This window comes from Marinobacter persicus, from assembly GCF_002934325.1.
GTDB classification, from domain to species: domain Bacteria; phylum Pseudomonadota; class Gammaproteobacteria; order Pseudomonadales; family Oleiphilaceae; genus Marinobacter; species Marinobacter persicus_A.
In genome coordinates this window covers 1-23,678 of record NZ_PTIV01000030.1, presented here as the reverse complement: position 1 = coordinate 23,678, position 23,678 = coordinate 1, and the positions used below count along the sequence as shown (strand labels likewise).

The window sequence follows — 23,678 nt, the reverse complement described above, 5'->3', positions numbered from 1 at the left end:
TCAAAGCTCCACGCCAAAGGCCCGGGTTACCCGCAGGGCACTCTGTACGCCGTCCTCATGGAATCCGTTGAACCAGTAGGCCCCGCAGAAGTGGGTGCGGTTGCGGTTGCCGATTTCATCATAGCGTTCCTGGGCGGCCACGGCATCCAGGGTGAACACCGGGTGGTCGTACTCGAAGCGCTTGATGATCTTCTCTGGCGCGATGTCGTGACTGCGGTTCAGGGTCACGCAGAAGGTTTCCGGCGCGTCGTGGAAGTTCTGCAGGATGTTCATGTTGTAACTGACCGAGACCGGCTCGCTGTTGCTACCCGGAATCCGGTAGTTCCAGGCCGCCCAGGCTCGCCGGTTGGACGGCAGCACGCTGGCGTCGGTGTGCAGCACCACGTCGTTCTTCTGGTAGGCGATGGCGCCCAGGATTTCCCGTTCTTCCGGTGTGGCATCGCTCAACATGGCCAGGGCCTGGTCACTGTGACAGCCCAGGATCACCTGATCGAACCGGTGTTGCTGGCCGTTACTGGTGATGGTCACGCCATCTTCGTCCCGCTGGATGGATGAAACCGGACTGTTCAGGTGCGTGCATTCGCCCAGACGGTCCATCATCCGGTTCACGTAGGTGGCCGAGCCGCCGGAAATCACCCGCCAGGTAGGGCGGTCGTCCACCGACAGCATGCCGTGGTTGTTGAAGAACTGCAGGAAGAAGCGAATCGGGAACTGTTCCAGCACGATTTCCGGCGCCGACCAGATGGCCGCGCCCATGGGCACGATGTAGTAATTGCGAAAATAACGGCTGTAGCCATGGCGGTCCAGGTACTCGCCCAGGGTTTGCCCTTCGGGGATGTTGCCGGCGGCAAGGTCCGCGCGGGTTTCCTGGTTGAACCGGAGGATCTCGCGGATCATCTTCAGGAAGCTCGGGTTGAACAGGTTTCGACGCTGCGCGAACAGGGTGTTCAGGCTGGTGCCGTTGTATTGCAGGCCGGAGTTCTGGCAATCCACGCTGAAGCTCATGTCGCTCACTTCCGACGCCACGCCCAGCCGGCCCATCAGCTTGATGAAACCGGGGTAGGTCCAGTCATTGAACACGATAAAACCGGTATTGACCGGCCAGGTACGGCCGCCGGCCTCCACGTATTCGGTGTTGGTGTGACCACCGGCGTAATCGCCGGCCTCAAACAGGGTGATGTCGTGTTTCTCGCTAAGCAGCCAGGCTGCCGTCAGGCCGGATACTCCGGCACCGATGACAGCAATTCGCTGACGTTCCTGGTTCATGTATCGCTTTTCCTTGGAGAATGGGTTCAAGTGTTGCTGTTACGTGCCATCTTGGCGGCGAGGCGGTCGATCAGGCGTTGAGGCAGGGCACTGAACAGCTTGAGCATCCAGATGAACTGCCAGGGGAAAGCAATTTCGGTTTTGCCCTGTTCCAGCCCGGTCCGAATCTGTCGTGCCGCGTCTTTGGCTTCCACGATGAACGGCATGGCGAAATCGTTGCGGTCGGTCAGGGGCGTTTTCACGAAGCCCGGCGACACCACCACCACCTCAATGCCTTCCGCTGCCAGATCCGCTCTCAGGGCGTGGGCAAAATAGCTCAGTGCCGCTTTCGAGGCACCATAGCCTTCGGCGCGGCCAAACGGAAACCACCAGGCCGAGGAGCCGACGATTACCAGGGTGGCCGGTTTGCCCTTGGCCCGAGTGGCCCGCAGGGCCGGGAGCGCGATGTCCAGGCAGCGGGCGGTACCCAGCATGTTGGTGGTCAGATTGGCCTCAATTACGTCGCTGTCGTACTCGGCAACTTCCAGGTATTCGCAGGTGCCGGCATTGAGGATGACCATGTCCAGGTCGCCGAAATGGTTCAGGGTATCGGCAATGCCGGCCAGCTCATCCTTGCTGGTGGTGTCGGCAGCGGCGGTGGTAATTCGCTGCGGATATTGTTCCTCGATGGCGTCCAGTGCCTCCTGGTGCCGGCCGGTGATGATGAGATTGTGGTTGGCGCTGATCAGTTCATGTACCAGCGCTTCCCCGATGCCGGAGGAGGCGCCGGTGAGCCAGATGTTGGCGCGATTGCTCAGACGTTTGCTCATCCCGCATGCTCCCGAATCCGGCGAATGAGGCCGCCCAGAACGGGCAGGTTTTCATACAACAGCTGGCCGGCGTCGAAATAATCCCGGTGATAGCAGACCCGGCCATCGCGAATCTCAAGATGGCTGATGCCGTCCACCTGCACCAGTTCGCCCTTGCGCAGGCGCTTGTGGCGCAGCTCCATAACCCACGGAATGGTGCAGTGGCCCTGCTGGACCACCGGCTCGCCAAAGCGGAACCTGCAGCTGATCACGTTGCTGTAGGCGCCTGCAAAATATTTGGTGAGGGCATCCAGGCCTTCCACCCGGCTGAACGGGTCCTGGAACCGGATGTCTTCGCTGTAGATCTCCTGCAAACGCTGCAGGTTGCCTTTGTCCAGTTCGTTGAACAGCTGGCAGAAACGATCCAGGACCATGGGGACCGCGGCGTTACGTGAGCCGACTTCTACAGATGAGGCAGTGGAAGTCATGAGCGTTTCCTCTTCTGATTGTCGAGTTGGCGGGTTTCTTCCAGGATCTGCTCGGGAATTGGGTTCAGATCCCAGACGATACCGAGCTTGGATAATAGCCAAAGGCCATAGTAGGTAATATCAATCTCGTACCACCGGAAGCCCTGGCGTACCGAGCGGGGCCAGCGGTGATGATTGTTGTGCCAGCCTTCTCCCAGGGTCAGCAGGGCCAGCCAGAAATTGTTGCGGCTGTCGTCTTCGGTGTCGAACCGGCGCTTACCCCAGACGTGCAGCAGGGAATTGATGGAGACCGTAGCGTGGAACAGGGCCACGGTCGAGGTGATGAAACCCCACACCAGCAACTGGGGGCCATTGGTGTTCAGCCCGGGTGCCCAGACCGCCAAAGCTTCACCCAGGCCGTAAATCAGTACGGCAAAAATGGTGGGTACAAGTGAGTCGAAGCGGTTGATGAAGCGCAGCTCCGGGAATTTCAGCCAATCGCCAACCCGCTTTTTGTTCATGGCAAAACCGGCATCGCAGGTAAACCAGCCCGCGTGAGCCCACCAGAAGCCACCGTGATGGGGCGAGTGCAGGTCTTCGGGCTGATCGGAATACTGGTGATGATGGCGATGATGGGCCGCCCACCACAGCGGGCCGCGTTGGGCGGCGCTGGCGCCAAGTACCGCGAAGATAAATTGTGCGGTGCGGCTGGTCTTGAAGGTTTTGTGAGAGAAGTAACGGTGGTAAAACCCGGTGATGGCGAACATGCGAATCAGGAAAAAGGCGATGGCAAAAGCCACCGCAAACGTGCTGACTCCGGTCACGAAAGCCAGCAAACAGGCCAGGTGCAGCCCCACAAAAGGCAGCACGCGCAACAGGTTAAACGTCCGGGAACTGGAGTCCAGGTGATCTGATCCCGCTTCGGAATCGAACCATCTCAGAATGTTTGTCAGCCAGTTATTCACGTGGGTCATATATCATCATGCCAAAAGTTACATCAGACAGTGCATCTATACGCCGGGTGGCGGTGATTGGTTCAGGGCTTGCCGGGCTTGTTTCCGCGATTTTGCTGAAAGAGCAAGGGCACCAGGTGGCGGTGTTTGAGAAGAGTCGCGGGCCTGGCGGGCGATTGTCCTCAAAACGTGTGGGCGATACGGGCTCGGTCGATATCGGGGCTCAATATTTCACCATCCGGGACCCGGCATTCCATGCCTTCCTGCAAACCTGGGCCGGTAACGATACGTTCTCCGAATGGCCGGGACGTTTTGGTTTCCAGCATCCGCAAGGGGGTTGGCAGCCGTTTCCGGATGAGGCCCGGTATGTTGGCACGCCGAGGATGACGGCCGTTTCCCGGGCGTTGTCGAAGCACGTGGATCTGGCGGCACAAGTGCGCATCGCCAGGCTGATCCGCGAGGATGGCCACTGGCAACTGTTGTGTGCGGAAGACCGGGACCAGGGCCGGTTCGATCAGGTTATTATTACTGCACCGCCGGCCCATGCCCAGCAGATTCTGGATGACAGTGGGCTCGCCCCGATGGTGGACAAGGTTTCGGATTCCGCAGGCCTCATGCTCCCGTGCTGGGCGGTCGCCGCCAGGCTGGATGACGCCGTTCCGTTGGCTTACGAAGGCTTCCGCCCGGACAGCGACACCCTTTACTGGGTCGCCAATAATGCCTCGAAACCTGGCCGTGAGCAGGGCGGCGGCTGGTGGGTGCTGCACGCCACCCCGGAATGGACCAATCACCATTTGGAGACCGACCCGGACCTGATCGCCGAACGTTTGATCGGCGCGTTTCGCGATATTACCGGTTACGCCGGTGATGTGAGCGAGCAGATTGCCCACCGGTGGCTCTATGCCCGCTCCACCGACGGCGGCTGCCCCGGCTATCTCTGGGACGGCAGCGAAGGCTTGGGCCTGGCAGGCGACTGGCTGGCCGGTGGCCGGGTGGAAGGCGCCTGGGAGAGTGCGGCCAACCTGGTGGCCGCGATGAAGGAAGACTAATCCCTATTCGGTCATGTCCGGAGGCGTGCCATTGGCCACTTCCGGGCGCTGGTAGAAGTGAGTGATGGTGCCGTCGCCGAATTTGGAGAAAAACGCGCTTACATCGGTGATTTTCTTCAGTGAGCGCTCCCGGCTGATCGGGTCCCGCAACAACACCTTGATGCCGTCGAAATTGTCCTGAATGTTCGAGAAGCGGGCCCGCATGGAGCAGGTCACCACATCCTCGGGCGCAATGCCCAGCTCGTCGCCCAGCCACTCGCTGTGAGTCTGGATACCGGTTTTGTCCAGATTCTCCCGGGTGTCCAGGTGTTTCAGCTTCACCCGATTGACGATGCTGAAGGAATAACTCTTGGGCTGGCGTCGGGCCACCTTGCGGAACGCCTCCCAGAAGAAGTTGTCGGTCAGTTCGGCAAAGTAGCGCATGTCGCTCAGGCAGGTGTCGATCCACTCAAAGTTATCGGGGTCTTCCAGCACCTCGTTGATCGCCTCCCGCAGCAGCCAGTCAAAGCCCAGCGCCGTCTTGTGGGCGTAGACCTTGCGGTACATCTGGTAGCGGCTGTAGACGAAATCCTCCAGCGCCCCCAGACCCTTTTCGGTGATTGCCAGCCCCATCCAGGGTTCGGACACTTCCCAGCCAAAGCGCAGGTTGCTCAGCAGGTGGTCCAGGTTAAAGCCGCCGATGGTCACCGAGCTGTGGAAGCCGTCACGAAGCATATAATCCGCGCGGTCGGCGTCGATTTCGCCGGAGACGATGGAAGCCAGCAGATCCATTACCAGCTGTGGCACATCGCGGGAGGCAATGCTGCCGGCCACGGCGTCATCCCCGGCCACAAATTTCCAGAAGGTTTCGGCGTGGCGGCAGAAGGCTTCGCTGGGCTGCACCTCGGTGGTTTCCATAATGCCGATCACATCGATGGCATTCAGGCCGGCGCTATCAAGGTCTATGGCTGAAAGCACATCGTGGGCAACACGCACCGAATAATGCTCGTGTTCCAGTTCCGCCGGCTCTTCGGGAAAATACTGGTGATAATCCACCCCATGCCAGAGGTCCCGGAAGCGTTGGGGCCGCGACATCAGGTCCCGGATGCGTTTGGCCTGGGTGAACTGGTGCGAAAAGCTGGAGTGGCCGCTGTCGTGCAGCAGGCAGGCCAGGCGAATGGTCTTGGCCAGGTAGTCGATGGCATCCAGTTGGCTCAGGCCCAGGTCTGTCCGTTCGCTGAGTTGCCGTTCCCGCAGGTAGGCATCAATCATGGAGCGGAACATGCGGGTGCCCACGTGCATCACCCCGATGCTGTGCAGGAACCGCGAGTGCGTGGCCCCCGGGAATACCAGGCTGAGGATGTCGTTCTGGCAGATGTTGCGCAGCCGCTGGAACAGAGGGTGATCAATCACCTGGATTTCGTGCCGGTACAGCGGAATGCCGCCGTGCACCGGGTCCATGATCAGTTTGTCGTAAGCACCGAGCAGGTCGTTTACGGCACGTCGCATCGTCACAATACTCCCGAATTGATCTTACCGGCTTGTTATATCACAGAGGCATGCCAGAATATGCGATATACAAAGAATTTCCTTTTATCGCTGGCAGGTTAGGGTAACCAACATGACATCGCGCACCGAGCGCATTCTGATTATCGATGCCGACGAGCAGGCCAGAGAAGACCTGTCCCGGTATCTCGAATCCAAAGGGTTCTACGTCACCGGGCGCGCAAAGCTGGCCGAGGCCCTGACCCTGTCAGACGACAAATTGCCGGATGTCATCTTCGCCGACCTCCCGCCCGAGACCATCCAGAAGGTATCGGAAGAGCTGGAAGCGGACGGCCATTTCGTGCCCCTGGTCGCCTGTACCGCGAGTGAATCCAGCCAGGATATTGTCGCTGCCATGCGGGCCGGGGCAACGGATGTCATCCTCAAGCCCTGCCAGGATGATGTCAGCGCCCTGGATAATGTGATCGAAAAGCTGTTTGACCGGCTGCGCATCAACCGCTTGAACCAGCTTTACCGAAAAGAACTCGAAGATGCCAACCGCGAGCTGCGGGCCGGTATTTCAGAACTTCGCGCCGACCAGAATGCCGGACGCAAGGTGCAGATGAAAATGCTGCCGGACAGAGAGCTGAACATCTCTGGCCTGCGGGTTGATCACATGATTAAGCCTTCTCTCTACCTGAGTGGTGATTTTCTCGATTACTTCAAGCTCAGCGATGACAAGGTGCTGGTCTATATTGCGGATGTATCCGGCCATGGCGCCAGTTCCGCGTTTGTGACGGTTTTACTGAAAAACCTGACCAACCGGCTGCAACGCAACTTGCGGCGCCAGTCCAGTTCTGAAATCCTGCATCCGGATCTTTTCCTTGAGCGCATTAACGCCGAACTTCTCGATACGGGCCTCGGCAAACATGTTACCGTGTTCGTAGGTATCATCACGATTTCTGAACGAACGCTCGATTACGCCGTTGGTGCGCATTTCCCAATGCCGATCATCTCCTTCGAGGGGGGTGAAACCCGGTTCCTGGAAGGCAATGGCCTGCCAGTGGGTATTTTTGAGAAACCGGAATGGGAAGTTTATCGTATTGAATTAGATAAACCGTTTCACTTGATATTGTTTTCCGATGGGATTCTTGAAGTACTGACGCAAAAGTCCCTGGATGAAAAGGAGAAAACTCTACTTGAACTCGTTTCAGGAGGTAGTCACACTATCGCATCGCTGAGCGAGGCCCTGGGTCTGGACCAGATCTCGGAGCTTCCGGACGATATCGCGTTAGTATCGGTAACCGACACTTTTTAGCCTGTGTCGGGTAACACGTCCTTCTACTGAGTGGCAGTGTAAAAATGGCTGGTTATAAAATCCTGCAGGCAGATCAGCAGGGAATATACGTCTTAAAGTTTATAGGCGAAATCCGGTTGAACCTGTGTTCAACGCTGGATAACCTGGCCGAGTCGATCACTCGCGATCCCGAATTCAAAACGGTAGTGGTCGACCTGACCGAAACGGATATCATAGACAGCACCACCCTGGGGCTGTTGGCAAAGATTGCCCTGGCCGCACAGAAACAAAGCCAATTCCTCCCAACCCTGATTTCCACCAATCCCGACATCACTCGCATTGTGACCTCCATGGGTTTCGACAAGATTTTTATCATTGTCCGGGAGCCCGCGTCGCGTATTGAAGAGCTGGAAGAAATTCCGGTACTCAAAGCGAGCGAGCAGCAGGTCCGGGACAAGGTGCTGGATGCCCATAAAATTCTGATGGGCATGAACAGCAAAAACCGGGAGGAGTTCAAAAGCCTGGTGCGAGCACTTGAGTGTGAAGAAGCCGGTTGATACCCGGATACCATCACCCCGAGCCGCCCAAAAGCAGAAAGCGAAATTTCTATGCCCGACAATGCAACGCCCAACGATGCCGGGGCGAATTCCAAGGATGTAGCCGTTCTTGGCGGTGGTAGTTTTGGTACTGCCATGGCCAAGGTGCTTGGTGAAAACGGCCATCGTGTTCACTTCTGGATGCGTGATCCGGCCCAGGCGGAGCAGGTCCGGAAAACCGGCATCAACAAACGCTATATGCCCGATGTTGTCCTGAAAGGCGACATCCATCCCACCACGGACCTGGCCGATACCCTGAAAAAATCTGACGTGGTGTTCGTGGCGGTTCCCGCCAAAGCCTTTCGTGCCCTGATCAGTGAGCATCGTGACGAATTTCACGACGGCCAGGTAGTTGTCAGCCTGACAAAAGGCATTGAACAACAGGGCTTTAAGCTGATGAGCGAGATTCTTCTTGAGGAGATTCCGCGTTGCCGTTCCGGTGTGCTCAGTGGCCCGAACCTGGCCGCAGAAATCGTTAACCGGGAACTCACCGCCACCGTCATTGCTGCCAAGGACCCGGAAGTAAGGCAAATCGTCCAGGAATTACTGGGCTGCGAGTACTTCCGCGTGTACGCCAATGTGGATGTCTACGGTGTTGAGTTGGCGGGCGCCCTCAAGAACATCTACGCCATCGTCGCCGGCCTGGGGACCGCGCTGAACATGGGCGAGAACGCCCGTGCCATGCTGATTACCCGTGGGCTGGCGGAAATGAGCCGGTTTGCCGTAAGCCTTGGGGCCAACCCGATGACGTTCATGGGGCTGGCGGGCGTGGGTGACCTTATCGCCACCTGCACCTCCAATAAAAGTCGGAATTACCGCGTGGGTTACGCCATTGGCAAAGGTCGCCAGCTGGATGAAATTGTTGAAGAGCTGGGGCAGGTGGCCGAGGGTATCTATACCCTGAAACTGGTTCGGGAAAAGTCCGAATCCATTGGCATTTACATGCCACTGGTCCGTGGTCTGTATGAAATTATCTATGAAGGCGCTTCCATCAACGCCGTCATCAACAGCCTGATGATGGCCGCACAGAATTCTGATGTGGAGTTCATTCTTCCACGCACCATCAGCCAGTAACCGGCGAACGGTGCCCGGGCAGGGGAGAGCGTGATGCACCTGATCATCATGCGGCACGGTGAAGCCGGCTGGCACACCATCGACCAGCAGCGTGAGTTGACTGAAATGGGGCGCCGGGATGTCGCCGCCGTGGCCGCTCAGATTGCGGAATCTGAGTTTCGGCCCAAAGAAATCTGGTGCAGCCCGTATGCTCGAGCGCGCCAGACCGCGGCTATCATTGCTGAAGTGCTGAACTGCCCGGTTGACGAAAAGTATTTCATTACCCCCGACGATGACCCTGGCCAGTGCCTGGATACGCTGCTGGATCTGGATACCCGCACCACACCTTTGATGCTGGTCTCACACATGCCTTTTGTCGGAGCATTGTCTACGTTGTTGGTAGATGGCCATCGTCGAGGCATTCCGTTCATGACCTCCCAGGCCGTGCTGTTGGACATGCCGGTGGTGGGGCCTGGCTGTGCGGACCTTAAAACCCAGTTTCTACCCTGAGTAATTTGCCATGGAACCGGATCACATCGTAAAAAGCGTCGGAAATCACTCAAAGGAGCAATGCGCTTCGTCCCTGGACAAGTGGCAGCCGGAACTGACAGGCGACATGGACCTGGTGATTACCCGCGATGGCAAGTGGGTCTATGAAGGGCACCCGATTCCCCGTGAATCAGCGACCCGGCTGTTTTCCACCATCCTGAGAAAAGAAGAGGATGGTGAATTCTATCTGGTGACACCGGTGGAGAAATGGCGCATTCAGGTGGAAGACACGCCGCTGCTGGCGCACTCGCTTACGGTTCGTGAAGAAGGGCGGGAACAGGTGTTGTCGGTCACAACGAATATGGGTGACGTCATTGATATCAGTGATGAACACCCCCTGATCGTTGGCCAGTATCCCGACAGCGACGAACCCCGGCCCGTGGTGATGGTGCGCAAGGGCGTTGAAGCACGGCTGGTGAGCAGCGCGTTCTATGAATTGGTGAAACTGGCGGAAGACCGTGAAGTCGATGGCGAAACCTGGCACGGGGTCCAGAGCCGGGGAAAATTCTGGAAAATTGGCCAGCACGGTTGAAAAGCCAAAATCAGCCTCTATAAATAAGGTAGAAAACGCAGTCTTTCACTTGTTAGACTGTGTCTTCACGCTTGTTATCGAGCCTGGCTCTTAACGAGGCAGGTGGTCGTTAGTCCCTCTGTGCAGTCTGGCTGTTCACGATCACTTTCGATCGCCCTTTTTACTCAAAATACACAGTCATTGCGACACGCAAGGAGATCACATGGCCCAACCTCGTGTTGTCACCATCCATTACACGCTCACTAACGACCAGGGAGAAGAACTGGATTCCTCCCGCGTAGAAGGCCGTGAGCCGCTGTCTTACCTGGAAGGTGCACAAAACATTATCGGTGGACTGGAAAACGCGCTGAACGAAAAGAACGCTGGCGATCAGGTAAAAGTATCTGTAGAGCCGGGTGAAGGCTACGGCGAAGTTAACGAAGAACTGATCCAGCCGGTACCGCGTTCTGCGTTCGAAGGCGTAGACACCATCGAGCCGGGCATGCAGTTCCAGGCTCAGACTCCGGGCGGCCCCCAGATCGTGCGTGTGGTAGAAGTTGGCGACGAAACCGTTACCATCGATGCCAACCACCCGCTGGCTGGTGAGACTCTGCACTTCGACGTAGAAGTAGTAGAAGCCCGCGAAGCAACTGACGAAGAGAAAGAGCACGGTCACGCGCACTGATCGCTTCGTAAGGTTGTACGAAAAACGGCGCTTTCGAGCGCCGTTTTTTTATGCCTGGATCTTTCAGGCGAGCATAAAAAAAGGCCGGGATTCCCGGCCTTTTTCGTTCCTGCATTACATGTTCGGGTAATTCGGCCCGCCACCGCCTTCCGGCGTTACCCAGGTAATGTTCTGGGCCGGGTCCTTGATGTCGCAGGTCTTGCAGTGCACGCAGTTCTGGGCATTGATCTGGAACTTCTTGCCACTGCCATCGTCTGCTTCCACCACCTCGTACACGCCGGCCGGGCAGTAGCGCTGCGCAGGCTCGTCGTACTTCGGCAGGTTGTCCTTGATCGGAATCTCCGGGTCGGTCAGCTTCAGGTGAACCGGCTGATCTTCCTCATGGTTGGTGTTGGAAATAAACACCGACGACAGGCGATCAAAGGTCAGCACGTTATCCGGCTTCGGATAGTCGATCTTCTTGCACTGGGACGCCGGCTTCAGCGTTGCATAGTCCGGCGTGGTGTCGTGGAACGTCATCGGCAGGCTGCCGCGCAGGATGTTCTGCTCGAAGAAAGCAATGGCGCCGCCCACCATGTTGCCAAACTTGTGCATGGCCGGGCCGAAGTTGCGTTCCGCGTACAGTTCCTTGAACAGCCAGCTGTTTTCGAACCGCTGGGCGAAACTGGTCAGCTCTTCGCCTTCCTTGCCAGCCTTCAGCGCTTCAAACACTTCTTCCGCACCCAGCATGCCCGACTTCATGGCCGTGTGGGAGCCCTTGATCTTGGAGCTGTTCAGGGTGCCGGCGTCACAGCCCAGCAGCAGGCCGCCCGGGAAGCTCATCTTCGGCAGCGCATTGTAGCCGCCCTTGGTAATGGCACGGGCGCCGTAAGCCACCCGCTTGCCACCTTCCAGATGTTTCTTGATTTCCGGATGGTGCTTGAGGCGCTGGAATTCCTCGAATGGGCTCACGTAAGGGTTGGAGTAGGACAGATCGGTGATCAGGCCCACGTACACCTGGCCATTTTCCAGGTGATACAGGAAAGAACCACCGGTGGAGCCGGATTCGTTCAGCGGCCAACCTGTGGTGTGTACTACCAGGCCCGGCTCGTGTTTCTCCGGGTCGATGTCCCAGAGTTCCTTGATGCCCAGGCCGTAATGCTGCGGGTCTTTGCCTTCGTCCAGCTTGAATTCGCTGATCAGCTCTTTGCCCAGGTGGCCACGGCAGCCCTCGGTGAACAGGGTGTACTTGGCGCGCAGTTCCATGCCGGGCATGAAGCTGTCTTTTTCGGAGCCATCGCGGGCCACGCCCATGTCGCCGGTGACAATGCCTTTTACCTGGCCATCTTCGATAATGGTTTCCGCAGCCGGGAAGCCAGGGTAAACCTCAACCCCCAGCTCTTCGGCCTGTTCGGCCAGCCAGCGGCACAGGTTACCCAGGCTGATAATATAGTTGCCGTGGTTGTGCATGTTCTTGGGCACAAGGGCGTTCGGGAGTTTGGTGGCGCTTTCCTGGCCTTTGAAAAGGAAGATGTCGTCGCGAGTGACGGGGGTGTTCAGCGGGGCGCCTTTCTCCTTCCAGTCCGGGAAGAGTTCGTTCAGGGCAGTGGGTTCAAACACGGTGCCGGCCAGGATGTGCGCACCGATTTCAGAACCTTTTTCCACCACGCATACGGTCAGCTCCTGTTCGGCTTCCTGCGCCAACTGCATTACGCGGCAGGCTGCAGACAGGCCCGCCGGGCCGCCGCCGACGATCAGAACATCAAACTCCATCGATTCGCGTTCCACGTTGGTCTCCTCAAACAGCTTTTTATGGACTTTGGCGAAAGCATAAACGCAATTTGGCAATCAAACAAACGTTTGTTTGAATTCTGCGGTTACCTTTGGCAATATCTTGATAACACCGAAACAGGTGCGTTTTGAGTCGATTTTTAGTATCGTCTCATTACGAGGTCGGGTCAACCTGGCTTACTCATAAACTCATCGTGGAAGAACGAGGAATCTATGAAGGTTCTGGTCGCTGTAAAACGAGTTATCGACTACAACGTGAAGGTGCGCGTCAAGCCGGACAACACCGGTGTTGACCTCGCCAACGTCAAAATGGCAATGAACCCTTTCTGTGAAATCGCAGTTGAAGAAGCGGTTCGTCTTAAAGAGAAGGGCATTGCCACAGAAATCGTCGTGGCCACCATTGGCCCGAAGGCTTCCCAAGAGCAGCTGCGTACCGCTCTGGCACTGGGTGCCGACCGTGGCATTCACATCGAGACTGACGAAGAAGTGCAGTCCCTCGAAGCCGCCAAACTGCTGAAGGGCGTTGTCGAGAAAGAAGAGCCGAAGCTGGTGATTCTGGGCAAACAGTCCATCGACACTGACAACAACCAGACCGGCCAGATGCTGGCTGCGCTGACTGGCATGGGCCAGGGCACTTTCGCTTCCGAAGTGGTTGTTGAAGGCGAGAAAGTGAACGTAACCCGTGAAGTCGACGGCGGCCTGGTAACCGTTGGCCTGAACCTGCCGGCAGTGATCACCACTGACCTGCGTCTGAACGAGCCTCGCTACGCGTCTCTGCCGAACATCATGAAGGCCAAGAAAAAGCCGATTGATTCCATGAGCCCGGCAGACCTCGGCGTTGACGTTGCCCCGCGCCTGTCCACCGTGAAAGTTGAAGCCCCGGCATCACGCCAGGCGGGCGTCAAGGTGGCCGATGTGGCTGAGCTGGTGGACAAACTGAAAAACGAAGCGAAGGTGATCTAAATGAGCATCCTGGTAATTGCTGAACACGACAACAGCAGCCTGAAGCAGGCGACCCTGAACGTTGTAGCGGCTGCCAAGGCCATCGGTGGTGACATCGACGTGCTGGTTGCCGGTGAAAACGTAGGCGCCGTTGCTGAAGCCGCTGCCAAGGCCGAAGGCGTGAACAAGGTACTGGTTGCCGATAACGCTGCTTACGGTCACTTCCTGGCGGAAAACCTGGGTGATCTGGTTGCCGAAGTAGGCAAGGGCTACAGCCACATCCTGTCCGCAGCCGGCACCACTGGCAAAGACTTCATGCCGCGCGTTGCCGCGCTGCTGGACGTTGCCCAGGTATCCGATATTGTCCGCGTTGAGTCCGAGGACACCTTCGTTCGCCCGATCTACGCTGGTAACGCCATCGCGACCGTGCAGTCCAGCGACGCCATCAAGGTCATCACCGTTCGTCCGACTGCGTTTGATCCGGTGGCTGCCGAAGGTGGCTCCGCTGCGGTTGAACAGCTGGACGTGGTGAAAGACGCCGGCCTGTCTGCTTTCGTTAGCGAAGAAAAAGCCGAATCCGACCGTCCGGACCTGTCCTCCGCTGGTGTGGTGATTTCCGGCGGCCGTGGCATGCAGAACGGCGAAAACTTCAAGATGCTGGAGCGCATTGCTGATCATCTGGGCGCTGCCGTGGGTGCATCCCGCGCGGCTGTTGATGCCGGCTTCGTACCCAACGACATGCAGGTTGGTCAGACCGGTAAGATCGTTGCCCCGCAGCTGTACATCGCCGTGGGCATCTCCGGTGCCATCCAGCACCTGGCGGGTATGTCTGACTCCAAAGTGATCGTTGCGATCAACAAGGATGAGGAAGCCCCGATCTTCCAGGTGGCCGATTACGGCCTGGTCGCGGACCTGTTCGAAGCAGTTCCGCAGCTGGAGGAAGAACTGAAGAAGGCGGTATAACCTTCTGAAAGTTCGATAAAAAGGCACCTTCGGGTGCCTTTTTTATTGGCAACAGAAAGTGTCAGCAACAATACTGAACAATAAATAAGGGGCACGTTCTATGAGTAGGCACGCTGATCGTCCGTACGATCTGGTGGTGTTTGGCGCCACCAGCTTTGTTGGCAAAATTCTCACCCGCTATCTGGTTGAAACCTGCAGCGGCGAAAACCCGGTGCGATGGGCCATTGCCGGGCGCTCTGAGAGCAAACTTAACGCCCTGAAAAGTGAGCTGGGTGACAAAAATCTGCCTGTGATTGTGGCCGATGTGTCCCATGATAAGGAACTGGCCGAGTTGTGCGAACAGACCAGGGTGGTCATCTCCACGGTCGGGCCTTATGCACTGTACGGCGAACCGTTGATCCAGGCCTGCGTGGAAAGCGGCACCGATTACTGTGACCTGGCCGGGGAAGTGCAATGGATCCGCCGCATGATCTCCCGTTATGAGGTTGAGGCCAAAAAGTCAGGGGCCCGAATCGTGCACTGCTGCGGCTTCGATTCCATTCCCTCCGACATGGGCGTGTGGTTCCTGCAGACCCAGGCCCAGGAAGTATTTGGCGAGCCCTGCCAGCACGTGCGCATGCGGGTGAAAGCCGCCAAGGGCGGATTGTCTGGTGGCACCTTTGCTTCAATGATCAACCTGGCGAAGGAAGCGGCGGCCGATCCTGCCTTGCGCAAGGAGATGGCCAACCCGTTTTCCCTGTGTCCTGAAGGGCACCGGTCGGAAGCGCGCCAACCGTCCCTTAAATCCGCTGAATTCGACCGGGATTTCCAGGCCTGGCTCGCGCCCTTTGTGATGGGAGCCATCAATACCCGCGTGGTGCACCGGTCCAACGCGTTACAGGAAGCGCGGTACGGCAAGGAATTCACCTACGACGAAGCCATCATGACTGGTCGGGGGGTTAAGGGACGGCTTATGGCTTATGGCATGGCCGCCGGCCTCGGTCTGTTTTTCACCGCCGCAGCCTTCAAACCCACCCGTTGGGTGGTCGAAAAGCTGGTGCCCGCGCCGGGCGAAGGCCCCAGCCCGGAAGAACAGGAAAACGGCTTTTACGATATGCGCTTCATTGGTCGAACTTCGGATGACAAGGCAGTGATCACCAAAGTGACCGGTGATCGTGACCCCGGTTACGGCTCCACCAGCAAAATGCTGGGGCAATCCGGACTGTGTCTGGCCTTTGACCTGCCCGATGATGCTGAAGGCGGCTTCTGGACGCCCGCTTCCCTGCTGGGAGACAGACTGTTCAAACGGTTAACAGAACACGCCGGCCTGCGTTTTGAGAAGCTGGAAACCCGTTAAATCCAGTTTGTTTGCCGGTTAAAGCTGGATCACGCGGTCGGTGGCCAAAAGGGCTTCCGGCCCGTGGCCCAGACAAACCACCGTGCGGTCTTCCAGGTAATGCTCAATTTGCGGGGCAATACGATTCCGGGTATCGGCGTCCACGCCGGTAAAGGGCTCATCCAGAATCACCAACGGTGCTTCGTTCAGCAGCGCACGGGCCAACACCAGCCTGCGGGCTTCGCCGCCGGATAACCGGTTCCCAGCGCTGCCCAGCCAGGTGTCCAGGCCGTCGGTTTCATTCGCAAACCGGCCGGCCAACTCCACCATTTCCAGAATCCGCCAGAGTTGGGCGTCGGTGGCGCCAGGGTTGCCCAGAAGCAGGTTGGCTTTCACGGTGTCATCAAACACGGTGGTGGTCTGGGTCAGGTAGGCGCAGGGCAGGGCAGCCACCGTTCCGGTCAAAGGCGGAAGCATGCCTGCCAGGGTGTCGGCAAATGAGGATTTCCCGCTGCCGGAATCGCCCACCACACCGAGGATTTCCCCCTTCGCCAATCGCAGGTTGAAGTGCGTCAACAGGGGCGCATAACCCGGGTGCCCGATATCGACCGCATTCAGTTCAGCGGCCATGCCTTCAGGCAACTCATGCTGGGCAGAAGTAAGCTCTGATTTGGGCGATGACACATCCCGATTGAGCCGCCGGGCCGCCGCCTCGGTGGCGCCGAATTTGCCGAAGGCCTCTGGCAGCATGCCATAGACCTCGCCCAGCCCCAGCAAGGCAATGGGCAGAAGCACCAGAACCGGCCCTGATACCTGTCCGCTTTCAAAGAGTGCAAAACCGAGCCACAGAGCGAGAACGGCCGTGATATTCACCAGCAGGGTGGTTGCGGCGTTATGCCAACCCACGCGGGTATCCACGGTTGCCTGGGCCCGTGACAACCGGTGGGCCTGGCCCATAAGGCCATGGGCATGGTCATTGATGCGACCGGCCGCCAACAACTCGGCATACCCTTCCAGGTGCTCGATGACCTCGCCCCGCAGTGTTTCCTGCTGGTCATTCAATCGGGCGGACAAGCGCCGTGTGCGCAGCAAAACCGCTACTGTCGCCACCAGTAACGCCAGCGCCAGAACCAGCAACACAGCAAGGGCGATGGCACCACTGAATAACACCCATGCCAGGCCACTCAGCAACAAAGTGACGACACCGGCCAGGGCCGTGGGTGCGATCAGGCGCAGGTACAGGGTATCCAGGGCGTCCACATCGGCGGTGAGGCGTGACAACCATTGCGCGCCGCTTTTGTCGCCGCGTATTTGTTGCCCTGTGGCGGACAGGCGATCAAACAGCGCCACCCGAATGTCGGTCAGCAACTGGAGCACCAGGTTATGGTTGTACACCCGCTCCATGTAACGAAAAGCCGTGCGGGAAACCGCGAAGAAACGGATGGCGCCGCCGGGCACATAGAGGTTGATGCTGGCCTGTATGCCGGCGGCCAGAAGCAGGCCCACAATGGCGGTTTTGGTCAGAAACCAGCCGGACACCGCCAACAGGGCAATGCCGGAGAGCAGAGTGGCCAGAATCAATACGCCGCCAAGCACCAGGCGGCCACGATGCCTGAAAATCAGGCGAAGCCAGGGGCGCAGTTCATGCATCGTGCACCTCCCCGTTGCTGACCACCAGTACCCGGTCTGCCAGGGCGAGCAGGGCGTTGTGGTGCGTGGCAAACACCAGGGTTTTGCCCTTATCGGACAGTGCCTTCAGGGCTGCGATGATGTGTTGCTCGGAGGTTGTATCCAGCCCGGCGGTGGGCTCGTCGAGCAAAATGAGGTCGTAATCCGCCAGGAAAATCCGGGCGAGACTGAGCCGGCGGGCCTGGCCACCGGAAAGCCCCTGCCCACTTTCACTCAAACGGCTGTAAATGCCTTGCTCGCGGCTGGCGACCAGCGAACCCAGGCCCACCTGCTGTAGCGCCTGTTCAATGTCGGCATCCGAGGCCTCCGGTGTGGTCAGGCGCAGGTTGTCTGCCCAGGTGCCCTGCACCCAGAAGCCCTTCTGGCCCAGCCAGCCAAAGGAGCGTGCACCGGCGGCCTCGCCGAATATTGAGACACCGCCATTGGCTGGTGTTAAGAACCCGGCCATCACGTGCAACAGGGAAGATTTGCCGCTGCCTGTGGCACCGGTCAGCGCCAGGGCGGTACCCCGGGGCAGGGTAAGATTGAGGTTTTCAATCACCGTTGGGCCCTGGCCGTGGCGAATAGTGAGGTGATCAAGCTTGATGCTTTCTGGTTCGCTCACTTCTGGCCGGGTAACGGTCGTTGCTTCTGGTTCTGCGCTATCACCCTTCTGCAGCCGTGCCAGGATTTCCGCCGCAGCGCCCATGGCCGAAGCACGGTCATGATAATGCTGGGAAAGCGTGCGCAGGGGCTGAAAAAACTCCGGGGCCAGTAACAGGATCAGCAGGCCGGTGAACAGGGTCAGGTCCGGGCTGGGCCCATATTCGATGTAGCCCAGCAGGCCAAAGCCGATATAAATCGCGATCACCGCAATGGCAACCGATGAAAAGAACTCCAGCACCGCAGACGACAGAAACGCCACTTTCAGGGTTTTCATGGTGATGTGGCGATACTGATCCGAACGTCGGCGCAGTGTTTCGCTGGCGCTGGCCGTTTGTCCGAACAGCTGGAGGGTGGTCAGGCCGCGAATCTTGTCCAGAAACTGGCCCGACAAACGGCTGACAATTTCAAAATGCTGCTGGTTCACCTTCTCCGCCCCCATGCCCACCAGGGCCATGAACAACGGAATCAAGGGTGCGGATAACAGCAGGAATAGGCCGGCCAGCCAGTCCAGCCAGAACACCAGCACCAGAATCAACAGGGGAACGACGACAGAGAGCGTCATCTGGGGTAGAAAACGGGCAAAGTACCCATGCAGGGCTTCTACATGGTCCAGCCATTCCCGGGTAAGAGAGGCGGCAGAGGCATCGGCCAGTGCCACAGGACCTTCGCTCTGCCAGTGTTGATTCAGTTGTTGCCGGGCCTGCCGGCGAACCTGTTCACTGGTGCGGGCGGCAAACCGGGTTTGTAACCCCTGGGCGGCTGCGCGCACCAGCAGGGCAATCAGAAGGCCGACAAACCAGGGCGTCAGTGAAGCAACCGGTTGGTGCTCAATAACGCCCTGATGAACAATCCAGGCCAGCAGCACCATCTGAATGATGGTGGCGATACCGGCCAGCGAACCGGCCAGCACGGTGGCGTTGATCCAGCGCCGGCTGTCACGGGAAAGCCCGGACAGCCATTGCCGAACCTCTGCCTGCTGGCTGGCCACTTAGTGGTACCCTTCGCCCGCACGAACCTTGCCGCGGAAGACCCAGTAAGTCCAGGCGGTGTAAGCCAGCACAATAGGCACCACAAACAGCAGCCCTAACAGCAGGAAAAGCTGGGAGTCATAGGCTGAAGCGGCTTCCCACAGGGTGTATTCCGGCGGTACCACATAGGGCCAACGACTGACGATCAGCCCCAGGTAGGTGGTGATGAACAGTCCCATGGTGGAAACGAACGGCAGGCCTTCATCACGCCGGCGCACGGAACGCCAGATCTGCAGGGCGCAAAGAAGGGTGAGTACCGGCAGAATCCAGATCACACTCAGGTGAGAGAACCAGCGCTCGCTGACCAGTTCATCCACGAACGGCGTCCAGATGCTGATAATGCCAAAGACCACCAGCACGGCCACCAGCAGCGGCGTGGTAATACGGTAAGCCCACTCCTGAAGCCGGCCTTCGGTTTTCAGAATCAGCCAGGTGGAACCCAGCAGGGCATAACCGGCCAGCAGGCCGAGGCCAGTCAGGACGGTAAACGGCGTCAGCCAGTCCAGGGCGCCGCCCACGTAAACGCCGTTGGCAGTCTCGAAGCCCTGGATGTAGGCGCCAACCACCACGCCCTGGGCGAATGCGGCAACCGTAGAGCCGCCGGCAAAGGCCCAGTTCCAGAGGTAGCGGGAAGTCCGGGCCTTAAACCGGAATTCAAACGCCACGCCCCGGAAAATGAGGCCCGCAAGCAACAGGAATACGCCGATATACAAGGCCGGCAGGAAAATGGTGTAAACCATGGGGAAGGCCGCCAGAAGCCCGGCGCCACCCAGAACGAGCCAGGTTTCGTTGCCGTCCCAGACCGGCGCAACGGAGTTCATCATGACATCCCGATCGTCCTCCGACGGCGCGAAGGGAAAGAGGATGCCAACACCCAGATCGAAACCGTCCATCAGCACATACATGATGATGCCGAAACCGATAATGAATGCCCAAATGAGGGCCAGATCAAACAGTTGCATACTCACTGCCCTCCATCGTTAGCCGGTACCGGGCGGCCGTGGCTGTCGTATTCAAACGGGACATGCGCGGCTGAAAGCGGCCGGGCCGGACGTTCAGGGGAATCGGTGGTGTCTTCCTCCTCGCTTTCCAGGCCGACGAACAGCACCCGCATCAGGTAGTAGACGCCTGCGGCGAACACCAGCGCATAGACCACGATGTAACCAATCAGCGTAAACAACGCCATGCCACCGGTGAGTGATGGCGTGACCGATTCAGCCTGGGTCATCATGCCGTACACCAGCCAGGGTGCGCGGCCGGTCTCGGTGACAAACCACCCGGTGAGCACCGCAATGAACGGGGCGATGCTCATAAAGCGCAGGCCCTGCAGGAATTTTCGGTTCTGGTAGTAACGCCCGCCAGGACGCAGGAACAACCCGGCCAGCGCAAAGAGAATCATCAGCGCGCCAAGGCCCACCATGATCCGGAAAGACCAGAACACAATCGCCACTGGTGGCTGCTCCTCAACGGCCACTTCGTTCAGGCCCGGCACCACGCCGTCCCAATCGTGGGTCAGAACCATGCTCGCCATGCTGGGAATACCGATTTCAAACAGGTTCCGCTGGTTTTCCTGGTCGGGGATGGCAAACAGCAGCAACGGCACGTTGCTGGAGGTTTCCCAGTTGCCTTCCATCGCAGCGACTTTGGTGGGCTGGTGCTCCAGGGTGTTCAGGCCATGGAAATCACCAATCACCAATTGCGCAGGGGCAATAAACAGCAGCAGCCACAGGCACATGGACAGCGCCTTGCGGTTGGCTTCCACCTCACGACCCTTGAGCAGGTACCACGCGCTGACACCGGCCACCACAAAGCCACCGGTCAGGAAGGAAGCCATGGCCATATGCAGGAAGCGGTAAGGGAAGGAAGGGTTAAAGATGGCTTCACTCCAGGAAGTCACGTGGAAAACGCCTTCCCGCAGCTCGACGCCCGCCGGAGTCTGCATCCAGCTGTTGGCCGAGAGAATCCAGAACGAGGAAATAAAGGTGCCGGTTGCCACCATGATGGCCGCAAAGAGGTGAACGCCGGCTGGCACCTTGTTGCGCCCAAACAGCAGCACACCCAGAAATGCTGCTTCCAGGAAGAAAGCCGTGATCACTTCATAGCTGAGAATGGGCCCCAGGAAATTGGCCGACGCCTGGGCAAAGTTGCTCCAGTTCGTGCCAAACTGAAACGACATCACAATACCGGAGACCACCCCCATGCCGAAAACAACGGCAAACACCTTGGTCCAGAAGGCCGACAGGGTTTCCCAAACCGGATTCCGGGTTTTGAAGGCGAGCCCTTCAAGAACGGCGATGTAAGAGGCAAGCCCGATGGTAAACACCGGGAAAATCGCGTGGAAGGAGACCACGAACGCGAACTGTATCCGCGATAGAATGAGGGGATCGAGTTCCATTGGAACCTCCGGTAACTCATACAATCACAATAAGCGAGCCGGATTGCGCCATGCTCGCCCAGCCGCTGCCTGGGGGAGCCTCAGAACAACTCCGAATCACCTCTGCAAGCCAGAGGCGACCCGTAGTTATTCCGAGGCTCCCTAGTTCGGATTGTTATTTTGTTATTACCGGCAGTTGGTTAGGATGATACACAAGTGAACCCACCCATGGGTAGGGCACTTTGTCGCAGTCTTGATATTCGACATGGACACCTGAGCATCAACGCGTTAAAGGCTACCATACATGGGCTTTTATGAAGAAAGGATACTGCCGCACCTTGTAGACACGGCCTGCAGCTTGGGCCAGGTGAGAGAGCTGCGCCGACAAATTGTGCCCCACGCCCACGGCCACGTGCTGGAAGTGGGCATGGGCTCCGGCCTGAACCTGGAATTCTACAACCCCGAGCAGGTGCATAAGGTTTACGGCCTGGAACCCTCAGAAGGCATGCGCCGCAAAGCCCTGCCGAACATTGAACGTTCACCGGTAGCCGTGGAATGGCTGGGCCTGCCCGGCGAGCAGATCCCCCTGCCGGACGAATCCATCGACACCGTGCTGCTCACCTTCACCCTGTGCACCATCCCCGACTGGCATACAGCGCTGAAACAGATGATGCGGGTGCTCAAACCCGGCGGCCAACTGCTGTTCCTGGAACACGGCGAAGCGCCCCACGAAACCACCCGTAAATGGCAACACCGCATCACCCCCGGCTGGAAGAAAATCGCCGGCGGCTGCCACCTCAACCGCCACATCGCAGACCTAATACGACAGGCCGGCTTCGAGATACAGCAACTGGAAAACCTCTACCTGCCCAACGCGCCAAAAATCGCCGGCTACATCTACCAGGGCAGGGCGATAAAGCCGCTGGAAGAAGCACCCGAAGGCACCGAAAATCCCTGATTTTGTGCGGGTATTGCGGTAAGCCCAGCGGCCTTATACAATTCCCGGCCCTGACAAGTTCCCTCCTAATGCCCGGGTGGTGAAATTGGTAGACACAAGAGACTTAAAATCTCTCGACCCAGAGGGTCGTGCCGGTTCGATTCCGGCCCCGGGCACCATTCTTATTAGTTAATTCCCCAAAACCGCCACTGCTCCGCCTCGAATACTGTGTGTTTTCCAGAGATCAACGACAAATGTCGGGAAAGTCCAAATTTTCCATTTGGGCAGTATTTCAACTGTCTGAAAAATATGGACTATCCTGGAAAAGCAATTGGAAATAGGCGAACTCATGACCTGAGGCAAACCCGACGATTGACGCCTATTTCAATGGGCGCTAATGTCAGTAAAATTGATAGGTTTCTGATAAAAAGGAAGAAACCGGCAATGGCAGTGAGTTACGCGTGAAAATAGTCGCGTTTGAAATAGAAGTCATTTGTCGCTGAATTAGCTGTTAAATGTGAGGGAGTTTCTCTCAAAACTAGGTTATTTGGATGGAAAACAAAGAGGAAGAAAACCTAAGAAGCATTATTAGCACGGTAATTGGCGTGTTGGGTTTTATTTGTGTTTTTGGGATTGGCGCACCCATGTCTGATGCCGAGTGGAGTTGGGTCAACAAGCTTGCGCCTTATGTTATTTGGGCTGGCATCGCACTTCTTTTGTTTTACAGCTTTTTATTTGTGGGGAATTCTAAAATTGCCAAGGCATTAGGGGGACAGCTTGCCTCACAGGTAACTTTTGCCGCTCTGGCGTGGCTGATATATGTCCTCGCCTCTGTAGAGGCTGCAAATGCGTTAAATCATGCATTCGGAGTGGATTCGAGAGCCTTTCCATTAGCTCATCAGGTTTTGACTTTCCTCAACATGTTCGCTTTTGGAGAGCCAGTTTTCGCAGTTCTATTGGTGTGGGGACTTGTCACAGTAATTTTTTATTCGATTACTGGAGGAGCCGGAACACATAAGTCATTTCAAACGCTAATATTCGCCTGTAGCGGCTTCGTCATCGGGCTGGTGTCGCTGGTAATGGTTAACGTCATCTTTGACGAAGATGTACTGGACAAAAAAGCATACTTTATTGCCCGTGCTTTAGATTTTAATGAGAATCTGAATTGTCCTGGAAATTCACTAGGAGGTTATGGGGTTTTTCTGGGGCCATCTCAGACAAGAATTCTTTACGATGAAACTCCGCGGCCTCAATAACTAAGTGCAACACCCTCTAATCGAGTATGGTGTTGCCATGAACAATCACTACCGCCACCTCAGTACGACAGACCGTGTCAC

22 protein-coding genes and 1 tRNA gene are annotated in these 23,678 nt (G+C 57.6%); 13 read left to right on the top strand and 10 right to left on the bottom strand.

The window, feature by feature from the left end; all coding sequences use genetic code 11:
• From BY454_RS13795 to BY454_RS13780, 4 genes are read right to left on the bottom strand one after another with little or no spacing between them, the layout of a single operon-like run.
• Positions 1-1,266 (bottom strand): NAD(P)/FAD-dependent oxidoreductase, encoded by a 1,266-nt coding sequence (locus BY454_RS13795; protein WP_104417116.1) that lies wholly within the window; start codon positions 1,264-1,266, stop codon positions 1-3.
• A 26-nt stretch (positions 1,267-1,292) separates the two neighbouring features.
• Positions 1,293-2,075, bottom strand: a complete 783-nt coding sequence (locus BY454_RS13790; protein ID WP_104417115.1) for an SDR family NAD(P)-dependent oxidoreductase — start codon at positions 2,073-2,075, stop codon at positions 1,293-1,295.
• Positions 2,072-2,542 (bottom strand): nuclear transport factor 2 family protein, encoded by a 471-nt coding sequence (locus BY454_RS13785; protein ID WP_104417114.1) that lies wholly within the window; start codon positions 2,540-2,542, stop codon positions 2,072-2,074. Before BY454_RS13785 ends, BY454_RS13790 begins: the two co-directional genes overlap by 4 nt.
• A complete protein-coding gene (locus tag BY454_RS13780) occupies positions 2,539-3,495 on the bottom strand; it encodes an acyl-CoA desaturase (RefSeq protein WP_104417113.1) in 957 nt (318 codons plus the stop codon). Before BY454_RS13780 ends, BY454_RS13785 begins: the two co-directional genes overlap by 4 nt.
• Before the next feature lie 8 nt (positions 3,496-3,503).
• On the opposite strand from BY454_RS13780, the gene BY454_RS13775 reads away from it, so the two are divergent.
• On the top strand, positions 3,504-4,523 hold the full coding sequence (locus BY454_RS13775; protein ID WP_104417112.1) for an NAD(P)/FAD-dependent oxidoreductase: 1,020 nt from the start codon (positions 3,504-3,506) through the stop codon (positions 4,521-4,523).
• 3 nt (positions 4,524-4,526) lie between these two features.
• Here the strand turns inward: BY454_RS13775 and BY454_RS13770 are convergent, their stop codons facing one another.
• Positions 4,527-6,011: an HD domain-containing protein gene (locus BY454_RS13770; RefSeq protein WP_104417111.1), complete on the bottom strand. Its 1,485-nt coding sequence runs from the start codon at positions 6,009-6,011 to the stop codon at positions 4,527-4,529.
• Between the two features lie 112 nt (positions 6,012-6,123).
• Here BY454_RS13770 and BY454_RS13765 point away from each other — a divergent pair, with 112 nt between their 5' ends.
• From BY454_RS13765 to BY454_RS13740, 6 genes are all read left to right on the top strand, one after another.
• Complete coding sequence (locus BY454_RS13765) at positions 6,124-7,305, top strand: PP2C family protein-serine/threonine phosphatase (protein ID WP_104417110.1); 1,182 nt, start codon at positions 6,124-6,126, stop codon at positions 7,303-7,305.
• A 44-nt stretch (positions 7,306-7,349) separates the two neighbouring features.
• Positions 7,350-7,841, top strand: a complete 492-nt coding sequence (locus BY454_RS13760) for an STAS domain-containing protein (RefSeq protein WP_104417109.1) — start codon at positions 7,350-7,352, stop codon at positions 7,839-7,841.
• Positions 7,842-7,892: 51 nt separating this feature from the next.
• Positions 7,893-8,954, top strand: a complete 1,062-nt coding sequence (locus BY454_RS13755; RefSeq protein WP_104417108.1) for an NAD(P)H-dependent glycerol-3-phosphate dehydrogenase — start codon at positions 7,893-7,895, stop codon at positions 8,952-8,954.
• Positions 8,955-8,987: 33 nt separating this feature from the next.
• Complete coding sequence (locus BY454_RS13750; RefSeq protein ID WP_104417107.1) at positions 8,988-9,443, top strand: SixA phosphatase family protein; 456 nt, start codon at positions 8,988-8,990, stop codon at positions 9,441-9,443.
• A 10-nt stretch (positions 9,444-9,453) separates the two neighbouring features.
• Positions 9,454-10,014, top strand: a complete 561-nt coding sequence (locus BY454_RS13745) for a DUF1285 domain-containing protein (RefSeq protein ID WP_104417106.1) — start codon at positions 9,454-9,456, stop codon at positions 10,012-10,014.
• Positions 10,015-10,216: 202 nt separating this feature from the next.
• A complete protein-coding gene (locus tag BY454_RS13740) occupies positions 10,217-10,678 on the top strand; it encodes an FKBP-type peptidyl-prolyl cis-trans isomerase (protein ID WP_104417105.1) in 462 nt (153 codons plus the stop codon).
• Positions 10,679-10,792: 114 nt separating this feature from the next.
• Here the strand turns inward: BY454_RS13740 and BY454_RS13735 are convergent, their stop codons facing one another.
• The gene (locus BY454_RS13735; protein ID WP_104417138.1) at positions 10,793-12,445 is read right to left on the bottom strand and encodes an electron transfer flavoprotein-ubiquinone oxidoreductase; all 1,653 of its coding nucleotides are present in this window, start codon (positions 12,443-12,445) and stop codon (positions 10,793-10,795) included.
• A gap of 216 nt (positions 12,446-12,661) precedes the next feature.
• Here BY454_RS13735 and BY454_RS13730 point away from each other — a divergent pair, with 216 nt between their 5' ends.
• From BY454_RS13730 to BY454_RS13720, 3 genes are all read left to right on the top strand, one after another.
• Positions 12,662-13,411 (top strand): electron transfer flavoprotein subunit beta/FixA family protein, encoded by a 750-nt coding sequence (locus tag BY454_RS13730; RefSeq protein WP_104417104.1) that lies wholly within the window; start codon positions 12,662-12,664, stop codon positions 13,409-13,411.
• A complete protein-coding gene (locus BY454_RS13725) occupies positions 13,412-14,353 on the top strand; it encodes an electron transfer flavoprotein subunit alpha/FixB family protein (RefSeq protein WP_104417103.1) in 942 nt (313 codons plus the stop codon). It abuts the gene before it with no gap.
• Positions 14,354-14,453: 100 nt separating this feature from the next.
• Positions 14,454-15,689, top strand: a complete 1,236-nt coding sequence (locus tag BY454_RS13720) for a saccharopine dehydrogenase family protein (RefSeq protein ID WP_104417102.1) — start codon at positions 14,454-14,456, stop codon at positions 15,687-15,689.
• Positions 15,690-15,707: 18 nt separating this feature from the next.
• On the opposite strand, the gene cydC is transcribed toward BY454_RS13720, so the two are convergent.
• Genes cydC through BY454_RS13700 form a run of 4 tightly spaced genes read right to left on the bottom strand, consistent with a single transcriptional unit; the run spans position 15,708 to position 21,425 of the window.
• A complete protein-coding gene (cydC, locus tag BY454_RS13715) occupies positions 15,708-17,318 on the bottom strand; it encodes a thiol reductant ABC exporter subunit CydC (protein WP_104417101.1) in 1,611 nt (536 codons plus the stop codon).
• Entirely contained in the window at positions 17,311-18,990 is a 1,680-nt protein-coding gene (gene cydD, locus BY454_RS13710) for a thiol reductant ABC exporter subunit CydD (RefSeq protein WP_104417100.1), read from the bottom strand. The genes cydC and cydD overlap by 8 nt, the downstream gene beginning before the upstream one ends.
• Entirely contained in the window at positions 18,991-19,992 is a 1,002-nt protein-coding gene (gene cydB, locus BY454_RS13705) for a cytochrome d ubiquinol oxidase subunit II (protein ID WP_104417099.1), read from the bottom strand.
• Positions 19,993-19,994: 2 nt separating this feature from the next.
• A complete protein-coding gene (locus BY454_RS13700; protein ID WP_104417098.1) occupies positions 19,995-21,425 on the bottom strand; it encodes a cytochrome ubiquinol oxidase subunit I in 1,431 nt (476 codons plus the stop codon).
• Between the two features lie 283 nt (positions 21,426-21,708).
• Here BY454_RS13700 and BY454_RS13695 point away from each other — a divergent pair, with 283 nt between their 5' ends.
• From BY454_RS13695 to BY454_RS13685, 3 genes are all read left to right on the top strand, one after another.
• Positions 21,709-22,362: a class I SAM-dependent methyltransferase gene (locus BY454_RS13695; protein WP_104417097.1), complete on the top strand. Its 654-nt coding sequence runs from the start codon at positions 21,709-21,711 to the stop codon at positions 22,360-22,362.
• 70 nt (positions 22,363-22,432) lie between these two features.
• Positions 22,433-22,520: transfer RNA gene (locus BY454_RS13690), tRNA-Leu, on the top strand.
• A 372-nt stretch (positions 22,521-22,892) separates the two neighbouring features.
• Positions 22,893-23,597, top strand: coding sequence for a hypothetical protein (locus BY454_RS13685; protein WP_104417096.1), 705 nt, complete (start codon positions 22,893-22,895; stop codon positions 23,595-23,597).
• Positions 23,598-23,678: the final 81 nt, after the last annotated feature.

What these genes read in the sequence shown, in the direction of transcription:
- BY454_RS13700 (WP_104417098.1), bottom strand. Translation starts at nt 21,425, where the DNA reads ATGGAACTCGATCCCCTCATTCTATCGCGGATACAGTTCGCGTTCGTG.
- BY454_RS13765 (WP_104417110.1), top strand. Translation starts at nt 6,124, where the DNA reads ATGACATCGCGCACCGAGCGCATTCTGATTATCGATGCCGACGAGCAG.
- BY454_RS13725 (WP_104417103.1), top strand. Translation starts at nt 13,412, where the DNA reads ATGAGCATCCTGGTAATTGCTGAACACGACAACAGCAGCCTGAAGCAG.
- BY454_RS13775 (WP_104417112.1), top strand. Translation starts at nt 3,504, where the DNA reads ATGCCAAAAGTTACATCAGACAGTGCATCTATACGCCGGGTGGCGGTG.
- BY454_RS13790 (WP_104417115.1), bottom strand. Translation starts at nt 2,075, where the DNA reads ATGAGCAAACGTCTGAGCAATCGCGCCAACATCTGGCTCACCGGCGCC.
- BY454_RS13720 (WP_104417102.1), top strand. Translation starts at nt 14,454, where the DNA reads ATGAGTAGGCACGCTGATCGTCCGTACGATCTGGTGGTGTTTGGCGCC.
- BY454_RS13780 (WP_104417113.1), bottom strand. Translation starts at nt 3,495, where the DNA reads ATGACCCACGTGAATAACTGGCTGACAAACATTCTGAGATGGTTCGAT.
- cydC (WP_104417101.1), bottom strand. Translation starts at nt 17,318, where the DNA reads ATGCATGAACTGCGCCCCTGGCTTCGCCTGATTTTCAGGCATCGTGGC.
- BY454_RS13750 (WP_104417107.1), top strand. Translation starts at nt 8,988, where the DNA reads ATGCACCTGATCATCATGCGGCACGGTGAAGCCGGCTGGCACACCATC.
- BY454_RS13730 (WP_104417104.1), top strand. Translation starts at nt 12,662, where the DNA reads ATGAAGGTTCTGGTCGCTGTAAAACGAGTTATCGACTACAACGTGAAG.
- BY454_RS13795 (WP_104417116.1), bottom strand. Translation starts at nt 1,266, where the DNA reads ATGAACCAGGAACGTCAGCGAATTGCTGTCATCGGTGCCGGAGTATCC.
- BY454_RS13685 (WP_104417096.1), top strand. Translation starts at nt 22,893, where the DNA reads ATGGAAAACAAAGAGGAAGAAAACCTAAGAAGCATTATTAGCACGGTA.
- BY454_RS13760 (WP_104417109.1), top strand. Translation starts at nt 7,350, where the DNA reads ATGGCTGGTTATAAAATCCTGCAGGCAGATCAGCAGGGAATATACGTC.
- BY454_RS13770 (WP_104417111.1), bottom strand. Translation starts at nt 6,011, where the DNA reads ATGCGACGTGCCGTAAACGACCTGCTCGGTGCTTACGACAAACTGATC.
- cydB (WP_104417099.1), bottom strand. Translation starts at nt 19,992, where the DNA reads ATGCAACTGTTTGATCTGGCCCTCATTTGGGCATTCATTATCGGTTTC.
- BY454_RS13745 (WP_104417106.1), top strand. Translation starts at nt 9,454, where the DNA reads ATGGAACCGGATCACATCGTAAAAAGCGTCGGAAATCACTCAAAGGAG.
- BY454_RS13695 (WP_104417097.1), top strand. Translation starts at nt 21,709, where the DNA reads ATGGGCTTTTATGAAGAAAGGATACTGCCGCACCTTGTAGACACGGCC.
- BY454_RS13755 (WP_104417108.1), top strand. Translation starts at nt 7,893, where the DNA reads ATGCCCGACAATGCAACGCCCAACGATGCCGGGGCGAATTCCAAGGAT.
- BY454_RS13785 (WP_104417114.1), bottom strand. Translation starts at nt 2,542, where the DNA reads ATGACTTCCACTGCCTCATCTGTAGAAGTCGGCTCACGTAACGCCGCG.
- BY454_RS13740 (WP_104417105.1), top strand. Translation starts at nt 10,217, where the DNA reads ATGGCCCAACCTCGTGTTGTCACCATCCATTACACGCTCACTAACGAC.